Raw genomic sequence first — 17,367 nt, 5'->3', positions numbered from 1 at the left:
CTCGGGAATTGAGGGAATTTCTTAGTCGGAAAGGAGCGCCCTGGCGCGTTCGAGATCGTCCGGCGTGTCGACGCCAAGCGGCACCGACTGCACGATCTCCGCATCGATGCGCATGCCGGCCTCAAGCGCCCGCAACTGCTCCAGCCGCTCGCGGCGCTCCAGCGGCGACGGCCTCAGCGCAACGAAGCGTTCGAGCGCGGCGCGGCGATAGGCATAGAGGCCGATATGATGGTAGAGCGGGCCTTCGCCCCAAGGGGCGGTGGCGCGGGTGAAATAGAGCGCCCTGAGCCGCGTCGTCGAGAGTGGCGAGCCGACCAGCTTGACGACGTTCGGATTGGTCTTTTCCTCGTCGCGTACGATCTCGACGCAGAGCGTGGCGATATCCACCGCTGCGTTCTCGAAAGGCTTCAGCGCGGCGCCGATAACAAGGGGGTCGATGGTCGGCAGATCGCCCTGCACATTGACGATGATCTCGACGCTGTTGCCAGGGTCGAGGATGGTCAGCGCTTCGAAGATGCGGTCGGAACCGGTTTCGTGGTCCGCCCGCGTCATCACCGCCTCGAAACCATGCGCGCGCATCGCCTCCGCAACGCCTTGCGTGTCGGTGGCGACGACGACCCGGCCGAGCCCCGCCTCGGCAGCACGGCGGGCGACGTGGACGATCATCGGAGTGCCGGCGATGTCGGCCAGCGGCTTGCCCGGCAGGCGCGTCGAGGCCATGCGGGCCGGGATCAGGATGAGCGTGGACATGAGGCGGGCAGGGGCTCGAAAAAGAGGGGGACAAAAGTGGCAAAAGGTCTCACTGGCAGCGCCCTTATAGGTGTTGCAACGCCGGAGCAAAAGACCTAGTTTCCGCGCGATTTGACCGCCTCGCAGGGTGGTTCACGATACCGACGGACGGAGTGGACGGATCGGTCCGCCGGAAAAGGGAGCCTGGGGCGTATGGATTCCAACGAAGTCAACAAGCTGCTCGCCGGCTTTCTCGGCACGGTGTTCATCGTCTTTTCCGTTGGCATCGTATCCGACGCGCTGTTTGCCTCGCCGGCGCCGGAAAAGCCCGGCTTCGCCATCGAGGCGACCGAGCCCGCCGAAGGCGGCCCGGCCGCTCCCGCTGCGGCCGTGAAGCCGATCGCCGAGCTGCTGACCACCGCCAACGCCGAAGCGGGCGCCGCCATCTTCAAGAAATGCCAGGCTTGCCACTCCGGCGAAAAGGGTGGCCCCAACAAGGTTGGGCCCGATCTCTGGGACATCGTCGACCGTCCGGTCGCCGAGCATGAGGGCTTTGCCTATTCGGCCGGCATGAAGGAGTTCTCCAAGGGCGGCAGCGAGAAGTGGACCTACGACAATCTCAACCACTTCATCACCTCGCCGAAGAAGTTCGTGAAGGGCACCGCGATGGGCTTCGCCGGCCTGCCGAAGGATGAGGACCGCGCCAACGTCATCGCCTATCTGCGCACGCTGTCGGACAATCCGAAGCCGCTGCCGGCGCCCGGCGCCTCGGCCGAAAACGCGCCCGCCAAGCCGGCCGAAGGTGCAGCCCCTGCCAAGCCGGCAGAAGGCGCGGCGCCAGCCGCCCCGGCGGCACCCGCAAAATAACAAAACTGTAATGACATTATCCTTGAAAAAGCCGGGTTCAGCCCGGCTTTTTCGTTAGGAAAAATGCATATGCGACGACAAAGCCGCTCGGTTGCGGTTTTCAGCGCCGCCAAATGATCTAGATTGGGCCCAGACGCTATGGTGACGGCGCTATATCGCGAAGAGGAGAACGCATGACGGTTGGCCGAGCGCGGGCGCTTCTGAAATCAGTGCTGTTTGTGGCTGCTTTTGCCGGCGTCCTGCAGGCGGCCTTCGCGGACGAATGGCGCACGACCTCGTCGCTGATCGGCGAATCCAAATACGGCGACAATTTCCAGCACTACGACTACGTCAATCCGGATGCGCCGAAGGGTGGCACGCTGAATTCGGTGGTGCTCGGCACGTTCGACAGCTTCAATCCCTACATCGTGCAGGGTTCGCCGGCCGCCGGCTTCGCGGCCTTCGGCGGCGGCCTGCTCTACGACACGCTGATGGAGCAGGCGACCGACGAGGGCAGCACCAGCCATCCGCTGATCGCCGATGCCTACAAATATCCGGCCGACTATTCCTCGGCGACCTACCGGCTCGACCCGCGGGCCAAATGGCATGACGGGCAGCCGATCACCACCGAGGACGTGATCTGGTCGTTCCAGGTGCTGAAGGCCAACAGCCCGATGTACAGCCGCTATTTCGAAAACGTCACCGACGCCGTCGCGGTGTCCGACCGCGAGGTCGAATTCCACTTCAGCCAGAGGGGCAACCGGGAGCTGCCGAAGATCATCGGCGATCTCGTTGTGCTGCCCAAGCACTGGTGGGAAGGCACCGACGCTAACGGCAAGAAACGCGACGTCACCAAATCGACATTGGAGCCGCCGCTGGGGTCGGCCGCCTACAAGATCGCCAGCTTCAAGCCGGGTTCGGAAATCGTCTGGCAGCGTGTGCCCGACTACTGGGGCGCCAAACTGCCGGTAAAGATCGGTCGCGAGAATTTCGACAGGCAGCATTTCAGCTACTTTCTCGACGACAATGCCGCCTGGCAGGCCTTTACCAAGGGCGGCCTTGAAGACATCAAGCAGGAAAATAGTTCGAGGCGCTGGAACACATTCTATGATTTTCCGGCGGTCAAGGCCGGCGACGTCATCAAGAAGGAATTCAAGACCGCATCGCCCGAACCGATGCAGGCCTTCATGCTCAACACCAGGCGCCCGCTGTTCCAGGATCGTCTGGTACGCGCCGCGCTGATGTATCCGCTCGACTTCGAGACGATGAACCGGACCCTGTTTTTCGGCTCCAACACCCGCACCAGCAGCTATTTCCAGGGCACTGAACTGGCGTCGAGCGGCCTGCCGCAAGGCAAGGAACTGGAAATCCTCGAGCAGTACCGCGACAAGCTGCCGCCTGAAGTCTTCACCCAGGAATTCAAGCTGCCGGTCTACGACACCCCGCAGGCGGAGCGCAAATATCTGAAGACCGCGGTCGATCTGTTCGCCAAGGCGGGCTGGGTGATCAAGGGCGGCAAGATGGTCAATGCCAAGACTGGCGAACCGTTCAAATTCGAAATCCTCGGCTGGAACGACACCGACCAGGTCATCGCCAGCCCGTATATCGCCAATCTGCGCAAAATCGGCGTCGACGCCACACTGCGCCTGAGCGACCAGACCCAGTACATCAACCGCGTCAAGCATTTCGATTACGACGTCATCATAGGGCAACTTGGCCAGTCGGACTCTCCCGGCAACGAACAGCGCGACTTCTGGAGCTCCAAGGCTGCCGATACGCCCGCGTCGCGCAATTACGCCGGCATCAAGAATCCGGTCGTCGATGCGCTGGTCGACCGCGTCATCTTTGCCACCGACCGCGACGATCTGGTTGCCGCCACCCATGCGCTCGACCGGGTGCTGCTGTGGAACTACTATGTCGTGCCGCAATATTACCGCGCCGTGGTCTGGCTGGCCTACTGGAACAAGTTCGGCATGCCGGAAAAACAGCCCGCCTATAGCGGCGTCGACCAGAATTCCTGGTGGGTCGATCCGGTCAAGGAAAAGGCGCTGGCGGCCAAATACAAGAGTGGCAATTGATGACGGCGCTACCCCGTCGCGACTTCCTCGCCCTGGGCGGTGCCGCCGCCGCTGCGGCACTGCTGCCAGGCCGAGCTTTCGCCGCCATTCCGACCGGCGTGAAACTGCACGGGTTGTCGGCTTTTGGCGATCTCAAATACGGGCCGGATTTCACGCATTTCGACTATGTCAATCCGGACGCTCCCAAGGGCGGCCGGATGAATTTCGCCCCGCCGAACTCCACCCTCAATCAGAGCTTCCTGACTTTCAACACGCTGAACTCGCTGGTGTTGAAAGGGGATTCGCCGCCGCGCACCGAGCTCTGCTTCGATTCCTTGATGGCAAGGGCAGTCGATGAGCCGGATTCGGTCTATGGCCTGCTTGCCGAATCCGTTACCTTGTCGCAGGACCGCAACGGCTTCCGCTTCAGCCTGCGGCCACAAGCGCGCTTCCATGACGGCTCGCCGCTGACGGCTGAGGACGTTGCCTTCGCCTTGAACCTCTACAAAGACCGGGGACACCCGAATCTTTCCCAAGCGCTGCGACATATGACGAATGCGGTCGCAGTCGATCCGCTTACGGTCAACCTTACCTTCAACGGCCAGCAATCCGCGCAGAATATCCTCGCCATCGTCGTAATGCCGATCGTGTCCAAAGTTTTCTACACTGCCAATGATTTCGACGCCTCGACGATGACCCCACCGCTCGGTTCCGGGCCGTACCGAATGGGGCGGGTCGTGGCCGGGCAGACCATCGAATATGAACGCGTCGCCGATTATTGGGGGCGCGATCTCGCCGTCAACCGCGGGCTTAATAATTTCGACCGTATCCGTATCGATTTCTACCTTGATCGCCAGGCAGCCTTTGAAGCGTTCAAGAAAGGCGATACGCATTTTCGCGAGGAGTTCACCGCGCGGGTATGGGCGACCGGCTACGACTTTCCAGCGCTGAAGGATGGCAGGGTCGTCAAACGCGAATTTCCCGGCGAGAAAACGCCATCCATGCAGGCTGTCGCACTCAATCAGCGCCGTCCGCAGTTCCGCGACATTCGCGTGAGACAGGCAATCGCCTATTGCTTCGACTTCGAATGGACCAGGCGGGTTCTGTTTTTCGACTCCTACGAGCGTTCGCAATCGAACTTCGAGCGGTCGGACTACAAGGCCAAGGGCCTGCCCTCACCCCAGGAATTGAAACTGCTGGAGTCGTTTCGAGCCGAGTTGCCGCCGGAGACCTTCGGCGATCCGGTGATGCAACCCGTCTCCGACGGTTCGGGCCACGACCGCAAGCTGCTGCGCGAGGCTTCGAGACTGCTTGCCGAAGCCGGCTGGAAGCGAACGGGCAATTTCGTCGTCAATGACAAGGGCGACCGGCTGCGGGTGGAAATGCTGGCCGAGGACGATGGCCTCGTTCGCATCTTCCTTCCGTGGTCCGAGAATATGAAGGCGATCGGCATCGACGCTTCGGTCCGGCAGGTCGATTCGGCGCAGTTTGAAGCGCGGCAGAGCAATTTCGACTTCGACTTCAACATGCTCGCATGGTCGATCGGAGCGACGCCAACCGCCGATGGTTTGGAGATCCTCTATGCTTCCCGGATGGCGAAAACGCCGGGGATGCGCAACTATCCGGGTACGGAAAGCAAAGCCATCGACGCGCTGATCGAGGCAGTCGGCAAGGCGCAGAGCCGGATCGAACTCGTCACCGCGCTCAACGCGCTCGATCGGGTCTTGCGCGCGCGGCTAGACTGGATTCCAACATACCATCTGGCGAATCACCGGGCTGCCTTCTGGGACATGTTCGGCTTTCCCGCTCAAAAGCCGGATTACGACTTTCCGGTCGAGACGTCGTGCTGGTTCGACAAAGACAAGGCGGCAAAAATTGGCAAAGCCTGAATTTCTTGCGAGCGCTGGCGCCGCCCCTCACCTGCCTGCCGGCATCCTCTCCCCGTATAGCGACGGGGAGAGGGGCGCTTTCATCGATGGTTTCGCCGATCATAAGCGTCGCAATAGAAGCGCCGAGACTACGGCCAGCCCCTTTCTCCCCGTCACTATACGGGGAGAAATGTCCGGCAGGACAATGAAGGGCGGCACCGTCTTCGGCAATTGGCCTGGGGCGATTGCCTTAGGTGCACCTTCAGACACAATGGTCGTCCTCAAGGAGGGTAAAGCCTGATGGGCGCCTACATACTGCGCCGCATCCTTTTGATGATCCCGACGCTGTTCGGCATCATGGCGGTGTCGTTTGCCGTCATCCAGTTTGCTCCGGGCGGGCCGGTCGAGCAGGTCATCGCCAGGCTGACCAACCAGGGCGGCAGCGATCGCCTCGGCGGCGGCGGGGGTGATGCCGGCGGCGCCAATGTCGATGTCGCCGGCGACGTCGGCTCGAAATACCGCGGCGCGCAAGGGCTCGATCCGGAATTCATCAAGAAGCTGGAGAAGCAGTTCGGCTTCGACAAGCCGCCGCTCGAGCGCTTCGGCATGATGCTGTGGAACTATCTCCGCTTCGATTTCGGCGACAGCTATTTCCGCGACATATCGGTGCTCGACCTGATCCTGGAAAAGATGCCGGTGTCGATCTCGATCGGGCTGTGGATCACGCTCTTGTCCTATCTGATCTCGATCCCGCTCGGCATCCGCAAGGCGGTCAAGGACGGCTCCACTTTCGACGTCTGGACCAGCGGCGTCGTCATCGTCGGCTACGCGATTCCGGGCTTCCTGTTCGGCATCTTGCTGATGGTGCTGTTTGCCGGCGGCTCGTTCTGGGACTGGTTTCCGCTGCGCGGCATCACCTCCGACAATTGGGACCAGCTGTCCTGGCCGCAGCGGATCGTCGACTATTTCTGGCATATGACCCTGCCGCTGACCGCGCTGGTATTATCGGCCTTCGCCACGACGACGCTTTTGACCAAGAATTCCTTCCTCGAGGAAATCCGCAAGCAATATGTGGTCACCGCCCGCGCAAAGGGCCTGTCGGAGCGGCAGGTGCTTTATGGCCACGTCTTCCGCAACGCCATGCTGATCGTCATCGCCGGTTTTCCCGGTGCCTTCATCTCGGCATTCTTCACCGGGTCGCTGCTGATCGAGAACATCTTTTCGCTCGACGGCCTCGGCCTGCTTGGTTTCAACTCGGTGGTGCAGCGCGACTATCCGGTGGTCTTCGCCAATCTCTACATCTTCTCGCTGCTTGGCCTGTTCGTCGGCCTGCTGTCCGATCTGATCTATACCTGGGTCGATCCGCGCATCGACTTCGAGCGGAGAGACGTCTGATGGCGCAGGTGACAGCCGAAACGGCGCCGCCTCGGATCGCGCGGCCCTTTCTGTCGCCGCTCAACCAGCGGCGCCTGCAGAACTTCAAGTCCAACCGGCGCGGCTACTGGTCGTTGTGGATTTTCCTGTTCCTGTTCGTGCTGTCGCTGGTTTCCGAACTGATCGCCAACGACAAGCCGATCATCGCCTCCTACAAGGGCGAGATCCTGTTCCCGGTCCTGGTCGCCTATCCCGAGGAGAAGTTCGGTGGCTTCTATGCGGTCACCGACTACCGCGACCCGGTCATCCAGGACGAGATCAACGCCAATGGCTGGATGGTCTGGCCGCCGGTGCGCTACTCCTACCAGACCGTCAACAACGCTATTCCCGAAGCAGCACCGACCAAGCCGTCCTGGCTCTACGACAAGAAGACGCGCTGCAACCAGTATCCGAAAGGCGAGGCAGACCCCAATTGCAACGTCGGCAACTGGAACTGGCTGGGCACCGACGACCAGGCCCGCGACGTGCTGGCGCGCGTCATCTACGGCTTCAGGATCTCGGTGCTGTTCGGGCTGATCCTGACTGCCGGCTCGGCGCTGATCGGCGTGGCGGCCGGCGCTTTGCAGGGCTATTTCGGCGGCTGGACCGATCTTCTGTTCCAGCGCTTCATCGAGATCTGGTCGGCGATCCCGGTGCTGTATCTGCTCTTGATCGTTGCCGCCATCCTGCCGCCCGGCTTCTTCATCCTGCTCGGATTGATGCTGCTGTTCTCCTGGGTGGCACTGGTCGGCGTGGTGCGGGCCGAGTTCCTGCGCGCCCGTAACTTCGAATATGTCAATGCGGCGCGCGCGCTCGGCGTGTCCAACGTCACCATCATGTTCCGGCATCTGCTGCCCAACGCCATGGTGGCGACCCTGACCTTCCTGCCCTTCCTGCTCAGCGGCTCGATCTCGACGCTGACCTCGCTCGACTATCTCGGCTTCGGCCTGCCGCCCGGCGCCGCCTCGCTGGGTGAGTTGCTGAAGCAGGCACAGCGCAATCTCAACGCGCCATGGCTCGGCATTTCCGGCTTCGTCGTCATCTCGCTGATGCTGTCGCTGCTGGTCTTCGTCGGCGAGGCCACGCGCGACGCCTTCGATCCGCGCAAGACGTTCAGATGAGCGACACCCCGCTGCTTTCGGTCCAGGATCTCAGCGTCGCCTTCACGCAAGCCGGCGACCAGTCGATGGCCGTCGACCATATTTCCTTCGACCTTGCCAAGGGCGAGACGGTGGCGCTGGTCGGCGAATCCGGCTCCGGCAAGTCGGTCACCGCGCTGTCGGTTCTGAAGCTGCTGCCCTATCCGACCGCCAGCCACCCGTCGGGAAAGATCCTGTTCCTCGGCGCCGACCTGCTTGCCGCCGACGAGAGAGACCTGCGCCGCGTGCGCGGCAACAAGATCACCATGATCTTCCAGGAGCCGATGACCTCGCTCAACCCGCTGCATACGATAGAGCAGCAGATCGTCGAGGTATTGAAGCTGCATCAGGGCCTGGGCGATCGCAAAGCCAAGGCGCGCACGCTGGAACTTCTGCGCGAGGTCGGCATCCGCGAGCCGGAGAAGCGGCTCGACGCCTATCCGCACCAGCTTTCCGGCGGCCAGCGCCAGCGCGTCATGATCGCCATGTCGCTGGCCAACGAGCCTGAACTTTTGATCGCCGACGAGCCGACGACGGCGCTCGACGTCACCGTCCAGGCGCAGATCCTCGAGCTGCTCGCCGGCCTGAAAAGCCGCAAGAACATGTCGATGCTGTTCATCACCCACGATCTCGGCATCGTCAGGAAGATCGCCGACCGGGTCTGCGTGATGACCAAGGGCAAGATCGTCGAGACCGGCCCGACCAACGAGATATTCGCCAATCCGCAGCACGCCTACACGCGGCATCTGCTTGCCGCCGAGCCGAAAGGCAAGCCGCCGGCGGCCAACCAGGCCGCCAAGCCGGTGATGGTCGGCAAGGACGTCAAGGTCTGGTTTCCGATCAAGAAGGGCTTCTTCCGGCGCACCGTCGACAATGTGAAGGCGGTCGACGGCATCGACGTCACCGTGCGGGCCGGCCAGACACTTGGCGTCGTCGGCGAATCCGGCTCAGGCAAGACGACGCTCGGCCTGGCACTGGCCAGGATGATCTCGTCGACCGGGACCATCCAGTTCAACGGACGCGGCATCGATCAGCTGTCCTTCAACGAAATGCGGCCGTTGCGGCGCGAGTTGCAGATCGTCTTCCAGGATCCGTTCGGTTCGCTCAGTCCACGCATGTCGGTCGCCGAGATCATCGAGGAAGGGTTGAAGATCCATGAGCCGAAGCTGTCGCCTGATGCGCGCGACGAGCGTGTCGTCGACGTGCTGAAGGAAGTCGGCCTCGATCCGGCGACGCGCAACCGCTATCCGCACGAATTCTCCGGCGGCCAGCGCCAGCGCGTCGCCATCGCGCGCGCCATGGTGCTCAACCCGCGTTTCGTCATGCTGGACGAGCCGACCTCGGCGCTCGACATGAGCGTGCAGGCGCAGGTCGTCGACCTCTTGCGCAGCCTGCAGGCCAAGCACGACCTCGCCTACCTCTTCATCAGCCACGATCTGAGGGTCATCCGCGCGCTCGCCAACGAAGTCATCGTCATGCGCAATGGCAGGATCGTCGAGGCCGGTCCTTCCGAACAGATTTTCGGCAAACCGCGGACCGACTATACAAAGGCGTTGATCTCGGCCGCCTTCAAGATCGAAACGGCGCCGGTCGGCATCGTCAGCGAGTAGATTTTCGCCAGAGATCATGCACAAAATCAAAACGCTGCCGCGCCTTGCGCGTCGGGACGCGAACGCTGTTGGTAAAAAGGGAAAAACAATCCGCAATGGAAAAAGGCCGCATCCTGCTTGCCCTCACCGGTATTCATCCGCTGCGCTGGCGCGAACTGCTGTCGGCGGAGCGCGAGGTGGTGCTCGAGCCGAACGGCGCCGGCGATCCCTCGATCACCTATGCGGTGGTGTGGAAACAGCGGCCGAACCTGTTGTCGTCGCTGCCCAATCTGCGCGCCATCTTCTCGATCGGCGCCGGCGTCGACCACATCTTCGCCGATCCCACCTTGCCCGACGTACCGGTCGTCAAGGTGGTGGCCGACAACCTGACCCAGTACATGACCGAATACGTCGTCTGGCGGGTGCTCGACCACCATCGCCAGGGCATGCTCTACCGCGCCCAGCAGCAGAAGAAGATCTGGCATGAACCGCAGCAGCGGCCGGCCAGCGACATCTCGGTCGGCATTATGGGGCTCGGCACGCTTGGCCGCGCGGCGGCATCGGTGCTGTTGTCGCTCGGCTTTCCCGTCAATGGCTGGTCGCGCAGCGACCGGCCGATGCAAGGTGTCTCGACTTACGCGGGCGAGGCCGGCCTGATCCCGTTCCTCAACGCCACCGACATCCTGGTGGTGCTGCTGCCGCTGACGCCGCAGACGCACGGTATCATCAACCACGGCGTGCTGAAGGAGCTGCGCAAGCGCAACGGGCTCGGCGGCTCGGTGCTGATCAACGCCGGGCGCGGCAGGCTGCAGAAGGACGCCGACATTTTGCGCGCACTGGACGACGGCACGCTGAAGGAGGCCAGCCTCGACGTGTTCGAGGTCGAGCCGCTGCCGAAGACCAGCCCGCTATGGAGCCATCCGAAAGTGTTCGTGACGCCGCATGCGGCGGCAACTTCCGATCCGGTCCACCTGGCGCCGATCATGCTGCGCCAGATGGACGCCTTCGAGCGCGGCGAACCGCTGGAAAATGTGGTAGACCGCAACGCCGGGTATTAGAGCGCCGCTTTCCAGTCTCAGCCCCAGCCGAGCGGCACGTAGTCGATCTCCATAAACGCCTCGACTTCCGGGATCCAGCGGTCGCGGACGAAGGCGACGTGGTCGGGATGGTCGTTATAGCCGGAATAGGCCCGCTGATCGGCGAACTCCATCGAGAAGCCGAAGCGGTAGTCGTTCTTGGGACTGACCTGCCGCAACTGCTCGAAATGCGTGACGCCCTTTATCGCCGTGAGAATCCTCTTGGCGTCGGCGAGGAACCGTTTTTCCTCGAGCGAATGCGGCGGGTGTTTCAGCGTGAACACGACGGTGTGACGGATCATTTTTTGCTCCTGCGATGTCTTCGTGTCACGCGCTGTCGGCCCACGCGCGGATCAGGTTATAGGCGATCGCGCCTTTCGGCGGCGTCACCAGGCCGCCCGGATGCTCGCGGGCCAGCATCGACAGCACCTCGTCGCGAAAGAACCAGCGGCAATCTTCCAGCTCGTTGAGGTCGGGCTGGATATCGTCGTTGAGCGGTTCGCCGAAGCAGCCGATCATCAGCGAATAGGGGAACGGCCAGGGCTGGCTGGCGTGGTAGACGACGCGGCCGAGCCTGATGCCGGCTTCCTCCTGCGTTTCGCGGCGCACCGCCGCCTCGATCGTCTCGCCCGGCTCGATGAAACCGGCGAGCGCCGAATACATCCCGGCCCCGAAATGCCGGCCGCGGCCGAGCAGGCATTTTTCGCGTGTCGCCGTCAGCATGATCGCCACCGGGTCGGTGCGCGGAAAGTGCTCCGTACCGCAGGCCGGGCAATGCCGCTTGTAACCGCCCGCCCGCATCGCGGCTTCAGTGCCGCATTTGCTGCAGAAGCGATGGCTGGCATGCCAGGCGAGCAGCGCCGCCCCTTGCGCCAGCGCGCCCGCCGCCGCTTCGTCGATCAGCCCCTGCATATAGACCGAGCGATAGTCGATCGCCTTGATCGTCTCGGGAAGCTGCTCCGGCTCGACCCCGGCCGGCACCGCCAGCACCGGGCCGCTTTCGGAAAAACCGAGCAGGACGCCGTTTTCGAGCGATGCTTCGAGCGGCCGGCATTCGGCCACGCCGAACCAAGGGGCGAATGCGCCTTGCGCAAGCTTCAAATAGAGCCGGCCGCCACGCATCAGCAAAAGCCGCGCCGAGGGATCGGCGAGTGCCTTTTCGACGGAATCGTCGGCGCGGTTTTCGGACTGCCGGTCGATAATGTTGCCGGCGAAGCCGACGAACTGGCTCGGCTCGCGCAAGGGCGCGTCAAACAGGCGAAAGCTCATGCAGACTCGGGAAGGTTCAAGGTGGACACGGGAGAGGCTTATAGCGCTGCCTTGATCTTTTCCGCAAACTTGCGAAGGTCGGAGCGCTGATAGGGCTCGCGCAGGCCGTGCCCCCACACCGGGCCGGGCCAGCCGGGATCGCCTTCCGAGCGGGCAATGACGTGTACATGCAACTGGCGCACGATGTTGCCGAGTGCGCCGGTGTTGATCTTGGTGCAGCCGGTCACCCGCTTCAGCGCCAGCGCCACCATGTTGGTCTCGAAGGTCAGCATCGCCTGGTCCAGTGGCGTCATGTCGTGGATTTCCTCGATGCCCGGCCGCTGCGGCACCAGCAGCAGCCATGGCCAGCGGCGGTCGTTCATGACGCGCAATTCGCACAGGCCGAGCCACATCAGCTGTTCGCTGTCGGCTTCCAGCTGGGCGTCAAGCGTGAATCCGGCCTTGAGGCCCGGCAGCATCGGCGTTTCCCACACTTTTTGACGTTTTTTGACCTCCCTCGACGCTAGAGCGGCTTCCGAAGGGCCGCAAGGGGCAGCAAGCAACATTGGCCGTCGCGGCGCTGATTGTGCGCGAAGAAGTGAGGGCCCGGGCAAATTGCATCAGGTTGGCGCTGCCCCGCCGAGGCCGACGATTTTGATCGCGGCCACATTTTGTTCTTGCTTTGTGCCGGCAGCTATGCTACTAATCTCGCTATGGTGATTATTCGCACCAACGACCCGCCCGCCGAGGCGGGTTTTTGGTTTCAGCTTTCGCCGTCGCTCAAGGCCCCTATCATCCGCACTTGCATTTCATCGCCGGATTGCCGATATGGAGGCTGGGAGGTTGGTGGTGGACGGTCCACTCGCCAACCGGGTCAGGTCCGGAAGGAAGCAGCCCTAACGAGCCCGGAACGGGTCATTGTTCCAGCCTCCCGCCTCTTCGCCTTTTGCCCCGACATTGACGGCGCCAAGCCGTACGGGCGAAACTATGCGCAGGAATCGGCCGCCTCCAGTGGCAGCCCTTGGAGCTTAACGGGCGAATGAGCGAAGCCGGAAACGACGCCGGGAAATCGAACAAGCCTGCCGCCTATCGCGTGCTGGCGCGCAAATACCGACCGTCGAATTTCTCCGAACTGATCGGCCAGGAGCCGATGGTCCGCACGTTGACCAATGCCTTTGCCACCGGCCGCATCGCCCAGGCCTGGATGCTGACCGGCGTGCGTGGCGTCGGCAAGACGACGACCGCGCGCATACTCGCGCGGGCCCTGAACTACAAAACATCGACCGTCGACCAGCCTTCCGTCGACCTTGCCGTGCTCGGCGAGCATTGCCAGGCGATCATGGAAGGCCGGCATGTCGACGTCATCGAGATGGACGCCGCCTCGCATACCGGCATCGACGACATCAGGGACATCATCGAGCGTGTGCGCTACGCCCCGGTGTCGGCGCGCTACAAGGTCTACATCATCGACGAAGTGCACATGCTTTCCAACCAGGCCTTCAACGGCCTGCTGAAGACGCTGGAAGAGCCGCCGCCGCACGTCAAGTTCATCTTCGCCACCACCGAAATCCGCAAGGTGCCGATCACCGTCCTGTCGCGCTGCCAGCGTTTCGACCTCAGGCGCATCGATGCGGCAATGATCAAGGCCGACCTTGCCAGGATAGCCGGTCTGGAGGGCATCGAAGTCGAAGACGATGCGCTGGCGATGATCGCGCGCGCGGCCGAAGGCTCGATGCGCGATGCGCAGTCGATCCTCGACCAGGCGATCGCCCATGGCGGCGGCGCGGTCAGCGCCGAAGCGGTGCGCGCCATGCTCGGCCTTGCCGACCGTGCCCGCATCGTCGACCTGTTCGAACATGTCATGAAGGGCGACGTCGCCGCCGCACTTGCCGAATTCCGTGCCCAGTACGATACCGGCGCCGATCCTGCCGCGGTGCTGACCGATCTTGCCGAGTTCAACCATCTGGTCACCCGTCTGCGTTTCGTGCCGGCTGCCATCGACGACGCCTCGCTGTCCGAGGACGAGCGCCGGCGCGGCGCCGATTTCGCCAGCACGCTGTCGGTCAAGGTGCTGTCGCGGACGTGGCAGATGCTCTTGAAAGGTATTCCCGAGGTGCAGACCTCCAACCGCCCGGTCAGCGCCGCCGAGATGGTGCTGATCCGGCTGGCCCATGCCGCCGACCTGCCGACGCTGGACGAGGCGCTGAAATCGCTGGAGAACGGCGGTACCCTGCCGGGCGCTGCGCCGCGCGTGAATGGCACGCCGGCAAGCCCCGGCCCCGCAAACCATGCGCCTGCAGGCGGTGGTGCCGGCGCCGTGGCGCAGGCGCGGATGCCGACGGCCAATGGCGGCGCCCAGACAATGCGCCTGGTCGAGACGATGCGCCTGGTCGAGGCCGAGCCGGTGCCGACCAACTTCGTTGCTCCGCCGGAGCCGGCGGTCGAGGCGCCGCCGGTGCCGGTGAAATCGCTGGCCGACATTGTCGCCCTTGCCGACGCCCAGCGCGACATGGCCTTCAAGGTGCTGGTGAAGCGTTGCGTGCGCCTGGTGCGCATCGAGCCCGGTCGTATCGACGTCAGCCTGACCGACGATGCGCCGAAGATGTTGCTCAATGATTTGACCGCCAAGCTGCGCGCCTGGACGGGCCGCAACTGGCTGGTGTCGCTGTCGAAGGACGAGGGCGGCCAGACCTTGGCCGAGATGGAATCGACAAAGCGCGAAAACGCCTTCCTCGATGCCAAGAGCGACCCGACGGTCGCCGCCATCCTGGCGCGCTTTCCCGGTGCCAAGATCATCGACGTGCGCATTCCCGACGCGCCGGAAGCCGACGAGGCCGAAGTGCCGGTCGAGCCGCCGGCCGACGACGAAACCTGAACAACCAGGACCAGCTGCAAAGGACCGTGCGATGAAAGACCTTCTCGGCATGATGGGCAAGGCAAAGGAAATGCAGGCCAAGTTCCAGGCCATGCAGGATGAGATCGCCACGCTGGAAGCCACCGGGCAGGCCGGCGGCGGCCTGGTCAGCGTGACGCTGACCGGCAAATTCGAGATGAAGTCGCTGAAGATCGACCCGTCGCTGTTCAAGGAAGACGAGGTCGAGATTCTCGAGGACCTGCTTCTCGCTGCCCACAACGACGCCAGGACCAAGGTCGAGCAGATCATGCAGGAGAAGACCAGGGCGCTGACCGCGGGCCTACCGATCCCGCCGGGAATGAAACTGCCGTTCTAAGGTGTGTTGATATCCAGGTGATGCCGGCCTGCAAACGGCGGCTTCCTGCGCTTCCGGTGCTCACGAAACATACGCTCCGCTCCGGTTCTCGGAAGCCCGCCAACTGTGTCTATTGGGCAACTCCCCACACTTAATAACGCTTTAGCCATCTTTTTGCCTGAAAGTGTCTCATTCTTGCCGCAACCAGGGGCGGGCTGGCAGCAGAATTGAGGGGACACCTGTTGATCTCTACCCGATGGAAGACGCCGTTGCGGCTCGGCGTCGTTATCTCGCCGCTGTTTTTGGCCGCTTGCAGTCAGACCGCCTCGCACGGCATGTCCAGCCTGACCGATGCCATTACGCCGAGTTTCCTGAGCTCGCGCTCCTACAATTCCACGCCGAAGGAGAAGGAATGCCTGGAGCGGGCGATGTTCTTCGAGTCCAACCGCTCCAGCCGTGACGGCATGATTGCGGTCGGCACCGTGGTGATGAACCGGCTGCGGTCCGGCAATCACGGCAACACCATCTGCCAGGTCGTCGGCGAGCGGGGGCAGTTCGCGCCGGGCGTCATGACACGGCCGATGAATTCGAAGGCGATGCCCGACGTCGAGGAAGCCGCCGAGGCGGTGCTCAAGGGCGAGCGCAAAGCCAAGCTGAAGAACACCATGTATTTCCACACCGCCGGCCTGCGCTTCCCCTACAAGAACATGCACTACACCATGGTCGCCGGCGGCAATGCCTTCTATGAAAAGCGCGGCCGCAACTGGCAGCCGCTGCCGGACGAACCGGTGGTCGCCATGGCCCAGGCCAAGCCGCAAGCGCCTGCCGCTCAGGCCATACTTGTCGCCTCGGCGGAGCCGGCTCGCGAGGTCAAGCCGACATTCGCCAAGGCAACCTATGTTACCGCCGCCGCATCGCTGCCGGCAAAGCAGACAAGGGTGACCGCCGGAATGGCGACCCCGGAGAAGGCGACGGCGGAGAAGCCGATGCTTGTGGCGCTGCAGGAACCAATGCAGGAGCCGGATGCGGCCCGTTTTGGCGGAACCGCGAGCGAGCGGCCTGTCACCTCCTTCCAGGCCGCGCCGGCAGAGCCGACAATGTCGTTCGAGGCGACGCCCGAGAACACCGACGCCATCGGCGCGATGATCGCCGGCCAGACCCGGCCACTGGAAGAAAACTGAGGCGGCAGCACTGGCCGCGACGTCGGCCTTCCCTTCTCCCCTTGTGGGAGAAGGTGGCCTCGCGGAGCGAGGTCGGATGAGGGGTGCTCCAGCTTGGCATCGACGGCGCTCCGGCCAACACCCCTCAACCGTCTTGGCGCTGCGCGCCAATCCACCTTCTCCCACAAGGGGAGAAGGGAAGAGCGGAGCCCCTAGCCGCTCAACTGTTCCAAAGCGTGCGGAAAAATCCTAAACCGGTGCGATGTCGAAGCGAATCGCCGGTCCCGAGATCGAACGCCTGATCCAGCTGCTGGCCAAGGTGCCGGGGCTCGGTCCGCGTTCGGCACGCCGCGCCGCGCTCCACCTCATCAAGAAGAAGGAACAGCTGCTGGCGCCGCTCGCCGCCGCCATGGGCGAGGCGGTCGACAAGGTGCGCATCTGCTCGACCTGCGGCAATGTCGATACCTCAGATCCATGTATGATCTGCACCGACCCCCGCCGCGACCCCACTACGCTCATCGTCGTCGAGGACGTGGCCGACCTTTGGGCGTTGGAGCGGGCGACAGCCATGAACGTGCGCTACCATGTGCTCGGCGGTACGCTGTCGCCGCTCGACGGCATTGGTCCTGATGAGCTCAACATCCGTTCGCTGGTCGATCGCGTCGCCGGCGGCGAAGTCAAGGAAGTGATCCTCGCCGTCAACGCCACTGTCGAGGGCCAGACCACCGCGCACTACCTCACCGACCAGCTTTCCGGCTTCGACATCAAGGTGACGCGCCTGGCGCACGGTGTTCCGGTCGGCGGCGAACTCGATTATCTCGACGAAGGTACGCTGGCCGCAGCACTGAAGTCGCGGACAGTGTTTTGAGGCGAGTTGCGGGGAGAGTGCTTCCGAGATGATTGCGTTCCGTCGCGCCCCCCTCTGTCCTGCCGGACATCTCCCCCTCAAGGGCAGGGCTATCGCATATGAGTGATGGCATTGATGAGATAGTCGTCGTTCCAGGCGCATTTCTTGATGCGATGGCTGATGGGA

General features: G+C 63.2%; 15 protein-coding genes and 1 other RNA gene. 12 read left to right on the top strand and 4 right to left on the bottom strand.

Features of this window, described 5'->3' with window-relative positions:
* Positions 1 to 21 precede the first annotated feature (21 nt).
* Positions 22 to 750, bottom strand: coding sequence for a 3-deoxy-manno-octulosonate cytidylyltransferase (locus NKH33_RS24420; protein WP_352921847.1), 729 nt, complete (start codon positions 748 to 750; stop codon positions 22 to 24).
* A gap of 192 nt (positions 751 to 942) precedes the next feature.
* Between NKH33_RS24420 and NKH33_RS24415 the strand changes: the two genes are divergently transcribed.
* From NKH33_RS24415 to NKH33_RS24385, 7 genes are all read left to right on the top strand, one after another.
* Positions 943 to 1,596 carry a c-type cytochrome gene (locus NKH33_RS24415; RefSeq protein ID WP_352540486.1) on the top strand — a complete coding sequence of 218 codons (654 nt, stop codon included), beginning with the start codon at positions 943 to 945 and terminating at the stop codon, positions 1,594 to 1,596.
* 173 nt (positions 1,597 to 1,769) lie between these two features.
* Positions 1,770 to 3,653 carry an extracellular solute-binding protein gene (locus NKH33_RS24410; RefSeq protein ID WP_352921844.1) on the top strand — a complete coding sequence of 628 codons (1,884 nt, stop codon included), beginning with the start codon at positions 1,770 to 1,772 and terminating at the stop codon, positions 3,651 to 3,653.
* Positions 3,653 to 5,521 carry an extracellular solute-binding protein gene (locus NKH33_RS24405; protein WP_352921842.1) on the top strand — a complete coding sequence of 623 codons (1,869 nt, stop codon included), beginning with the start codon at positions 3,653 to 3,655 and terminating at the stop codon, positions 5,519 to 5,521. Before NKH33_RS24410 ends, NKH33_RS24405 begins: the two co-directional genes overlap by 1 nt.
* A gap of 279 nt (positions 5,522 to 5,800) precedes the next feature.
* Complete coding sequence (locus NKH33_RS24400) at positions 5,801 to 6,895, top strand: microcin C ABC transporter permease YejB (protein WP_352448571.1); 1,095 nt, start codon at positions 5,801 to 5,803, stop codon at positions 6,893 to 6,895.
* Entirely contained in the window at positions 6,895 to 8,034 is a 1,140-nt protein-coding gene (locus tag NKH33_RS24395; RefSeq protein WP_352448572.1) for an ABC transporter permease, read from the top strand. Before NKH33_RS24400 ends, NKH33_RS24395 begins: the two co-directional genes overlap by 1 nt.
* On the top strand, positions 8,031 to 9,662 hold the full coding sequence (locus NKH33_RS24390; protein WP_352921840.1) for an ABC transporter ATP-binding protein: 1,632 nt from the start codon (positions 8,031 to 8,033) through the stop codon (positions 9,660 to 9,662). Before NKH33_RS24395 ends, NKH33_RS24390 begins: the two co-directional genes overlap by 4 nt.
* Positions 9,663 to 9,757: 95 nt before the next feature.
* Positions 9,758 to 10,699 (top strand): 2-hydroxyacid dehydrogenase, encoded by a 942-nt coding sequence (locus NKH33_RS24385; protein WP_352470041.1) that lies wholly within the window; start codon positions 9,758 to 9,760, stop codon positions 10,697 to 10,699.
* Between the two features lie 17 nt (positions 10,700 to 10,716).
* On the opposite strand, the gene NKH33_RS24380 is transcribed toward NKH33_RS24385, so the two are convergent.
* From NKH33_RS24380 to NKH33_RS24370, 3 genes are read right to left on the bottom strand one after another with little or no spacing between them, the layout of a single operon-like run.
* A complete protein-coding gene (locus NKH33_RS24380) occupies positions 10,717 to 11,019 on the bottom strand; it encodes a Dabb family protein (RefSeq protein WP_023676866.1) in 303 nt (100 codons plus the stop codon).
* Positions 11,020 to 11,044: 25 nt separating this feature from the next.
* Entirely contained in the window at positions 11,045 to 11,986 is a 942-nt protein-coding gene (gene nudC, locus NKH33_RS24375; protein ID WP_352921838.1) for an NAD(+) diphosphatase, read from the bottom strand.
* Positions 11,987 to 12,024: 38 nt separating this feature from the next.
* Positions 12,025 to 12,444, bottom strand: a complete 420-nt coding sequence (locus tag NKH33_RS24370; protein ID WP_023676868.1) for an HIT family protein — start codon at positions 12,442 to 12,444, stop codon at positions 12,025 to 12,027.
* A gap of 359 nt (positions 12,445 to 12,803) precedes the next feature.
* Here NKH33_RS24370 and ffs point away from each other — a divergent pair.
* The 5 genes from ffs to recR all read left to right on the top strand — a co-directional run bounded on the left by ffs (position 12,804) and on the right by recR (position 17,202).
* Positions 12,804 to 12,900: signal recognition particle sRNA small type (gene ffs / locus NKH33_RS24365), an RNA gene on the top strand.
* Between the two features lie 104 nt (positions 12,901 to 13,004).
* Positions 13,005 to 14,840 carry a DNA polymerase III subunit gamma/tau gene (locus NKH33_RS24360; protein WP_352921836.1) on the top strand — a complete coding sequence of 612 codons (1,836 nt, stop codon included), beginning with the start codon at positions 13,005 to 13,007 and terminating at the stop codon, positions 14,838 to 14,840.
* A gap of 31 nt (positions 14,841 to 14,871) precedes the next feature.
* Positions 14,872 to 15,195: a YbaB/EbfC family nucleoid-associated protein gene (locus NKH33_RS24355; protein WP_023676870.1), complete on the top strand. Its 324-nt coding sequence runs from the start codon at positions 14,872 to 14,874 to the stop codon at positions 15,193 to 15,195.
* Positions 15,196 to 15,416: 221 nt separating this feature from the next.
* Positions 15,417 to 16,355, top strand: a complete 939-nt coding sequence (locus tag NKH33_RS24350) for a cell wall hydrolase (RefSeq protein ID WP_352470045.1) — start codon at positions 15,417 to 15,419, stop codon at positions 16,353 to 16,355.
* A gap of 241 nt (positions 16,356 to 16,596) precedes the next feature.
* Complete coding sequence (gene recR / locus NKH33_RS24345; protein ID WP_023676872.1) at positions 16,597 to 17,202, top strand: recombination mediator RecR; 606 nt, start codon at positions 16,597 to 16,599, stop codon at positions 17,200 to 17,202.
* Positions 17,203 to 17,367 lie beyond the last annotated feature (165 nt).

Origin of the sequence: Mesorhizobium sp. M1182 (genome assembly GCF_040318335.1) — a bacterium.
Lineage (GTDB): Bacteria > Pseudomonadota > Alphaproteobacteria > Rhizobiales > Rhizobiaceae > Mesorhizobium.
The sequence above is the reverse complement of the archived record's forward strand: the minus strand, read 5'-3'. Positions and strand labels throughout refer to the sequence as shown.

Coding starts and splice junctions, on each gene's coding strand:
- NKH33_RS24395 (WP_352448572.1), top strand. CDS start 6,895: ATGGCGCAGGTGACAGCCGAAACGGCGCCGCCTCGGATCGCGCGGCCC.
- NKH33_RS24380 (WP_023676866.1), bottom strand. CDS start 11,019: ATGATCCGTCACACCGTCGTGTTCACGCTGAAACACCCGCCGCATTCG.
- NKH33_RS24420 (WP_352921847.1), bottom strand. CDS start 750: ATGTCCACGCTCATCCTGATCCCGGCCCGCATGGCCTCGACGCGCCTG.
- NKH33_RS24400 (WP_352448571.1), top strand. CDS start 5,801: ATGGGCGCCTACATACTGCGCCGCATCCTTTTGATGATCCCGACGCTG.
- NKH33_RS24405 (WP_352921842.1), top strand. CDS start 3,653: ATGACGGCGCTACCCCGTCGCGACTTCCTCGCCCTGGGCGGTGCCGCC.
- NKH33_RS24355 (WP_023676870.1), top strand. CDS start 14,872: ATGAAAGACCTTCTCGGCATGATGGGCAAGGCAAAGGAAATGCAGGCC.
- NKH33_RS24390 (WP_352921840.1), top strand. CDS start 8,031: ATGAGCGACACCCCGCTGCTTTCGGTCCAGGATCTCAGCGTCGCCTTC.
- NKH33_RS24385 (WP_352470041.1), top strand. CDS start 9,758: ATGGAAAAAGGCCGCATCCTGCTTGCCCTCACCGGTATTCATCCGCTG.
- NKH33_RS24415 (WP_352540486.1), top strand. CDS start 943: ATGGATTCCAACGAAGTCAACAAGCTGCTCGCCGGCTTTCTCGGCACG.
- NKH33_RS24370 (WP_023676868.1), bottom strand. CDS start 12,444: ATGCTGCCGGGCCTCAAGGCCGGATTCACGCTTGACGCCCAGCTGGAA.
- recR (WP_023676872.1), top strand. CDS start 16,597: ATGTCGAAGCGAATCGCCGGTCCCGAGATCGAACGCCTGATCCAGCTG.
- nudC (WP_352921838.1), bottom strand. CDS start 11,986: ATGAGCTTTCGCCTGTTTGACGCGCCCTTGCGCGAGCCGAGCCAGTTC.
- NKH33_RS24360 (WP_352921836.1), top strand. CDS start 13,005: ATGAGCGAAGCCGGAAACGACGCCGGGAAATCGAACAAGCCTGCCGCC.
- NKH33_RS24410 (WP_352921844.1), top strand. CDS start 1,770: ATGACGGTTGGCCGAGCGCGGGCGCTTCTGAAATCAGTGCTGTTTGTG.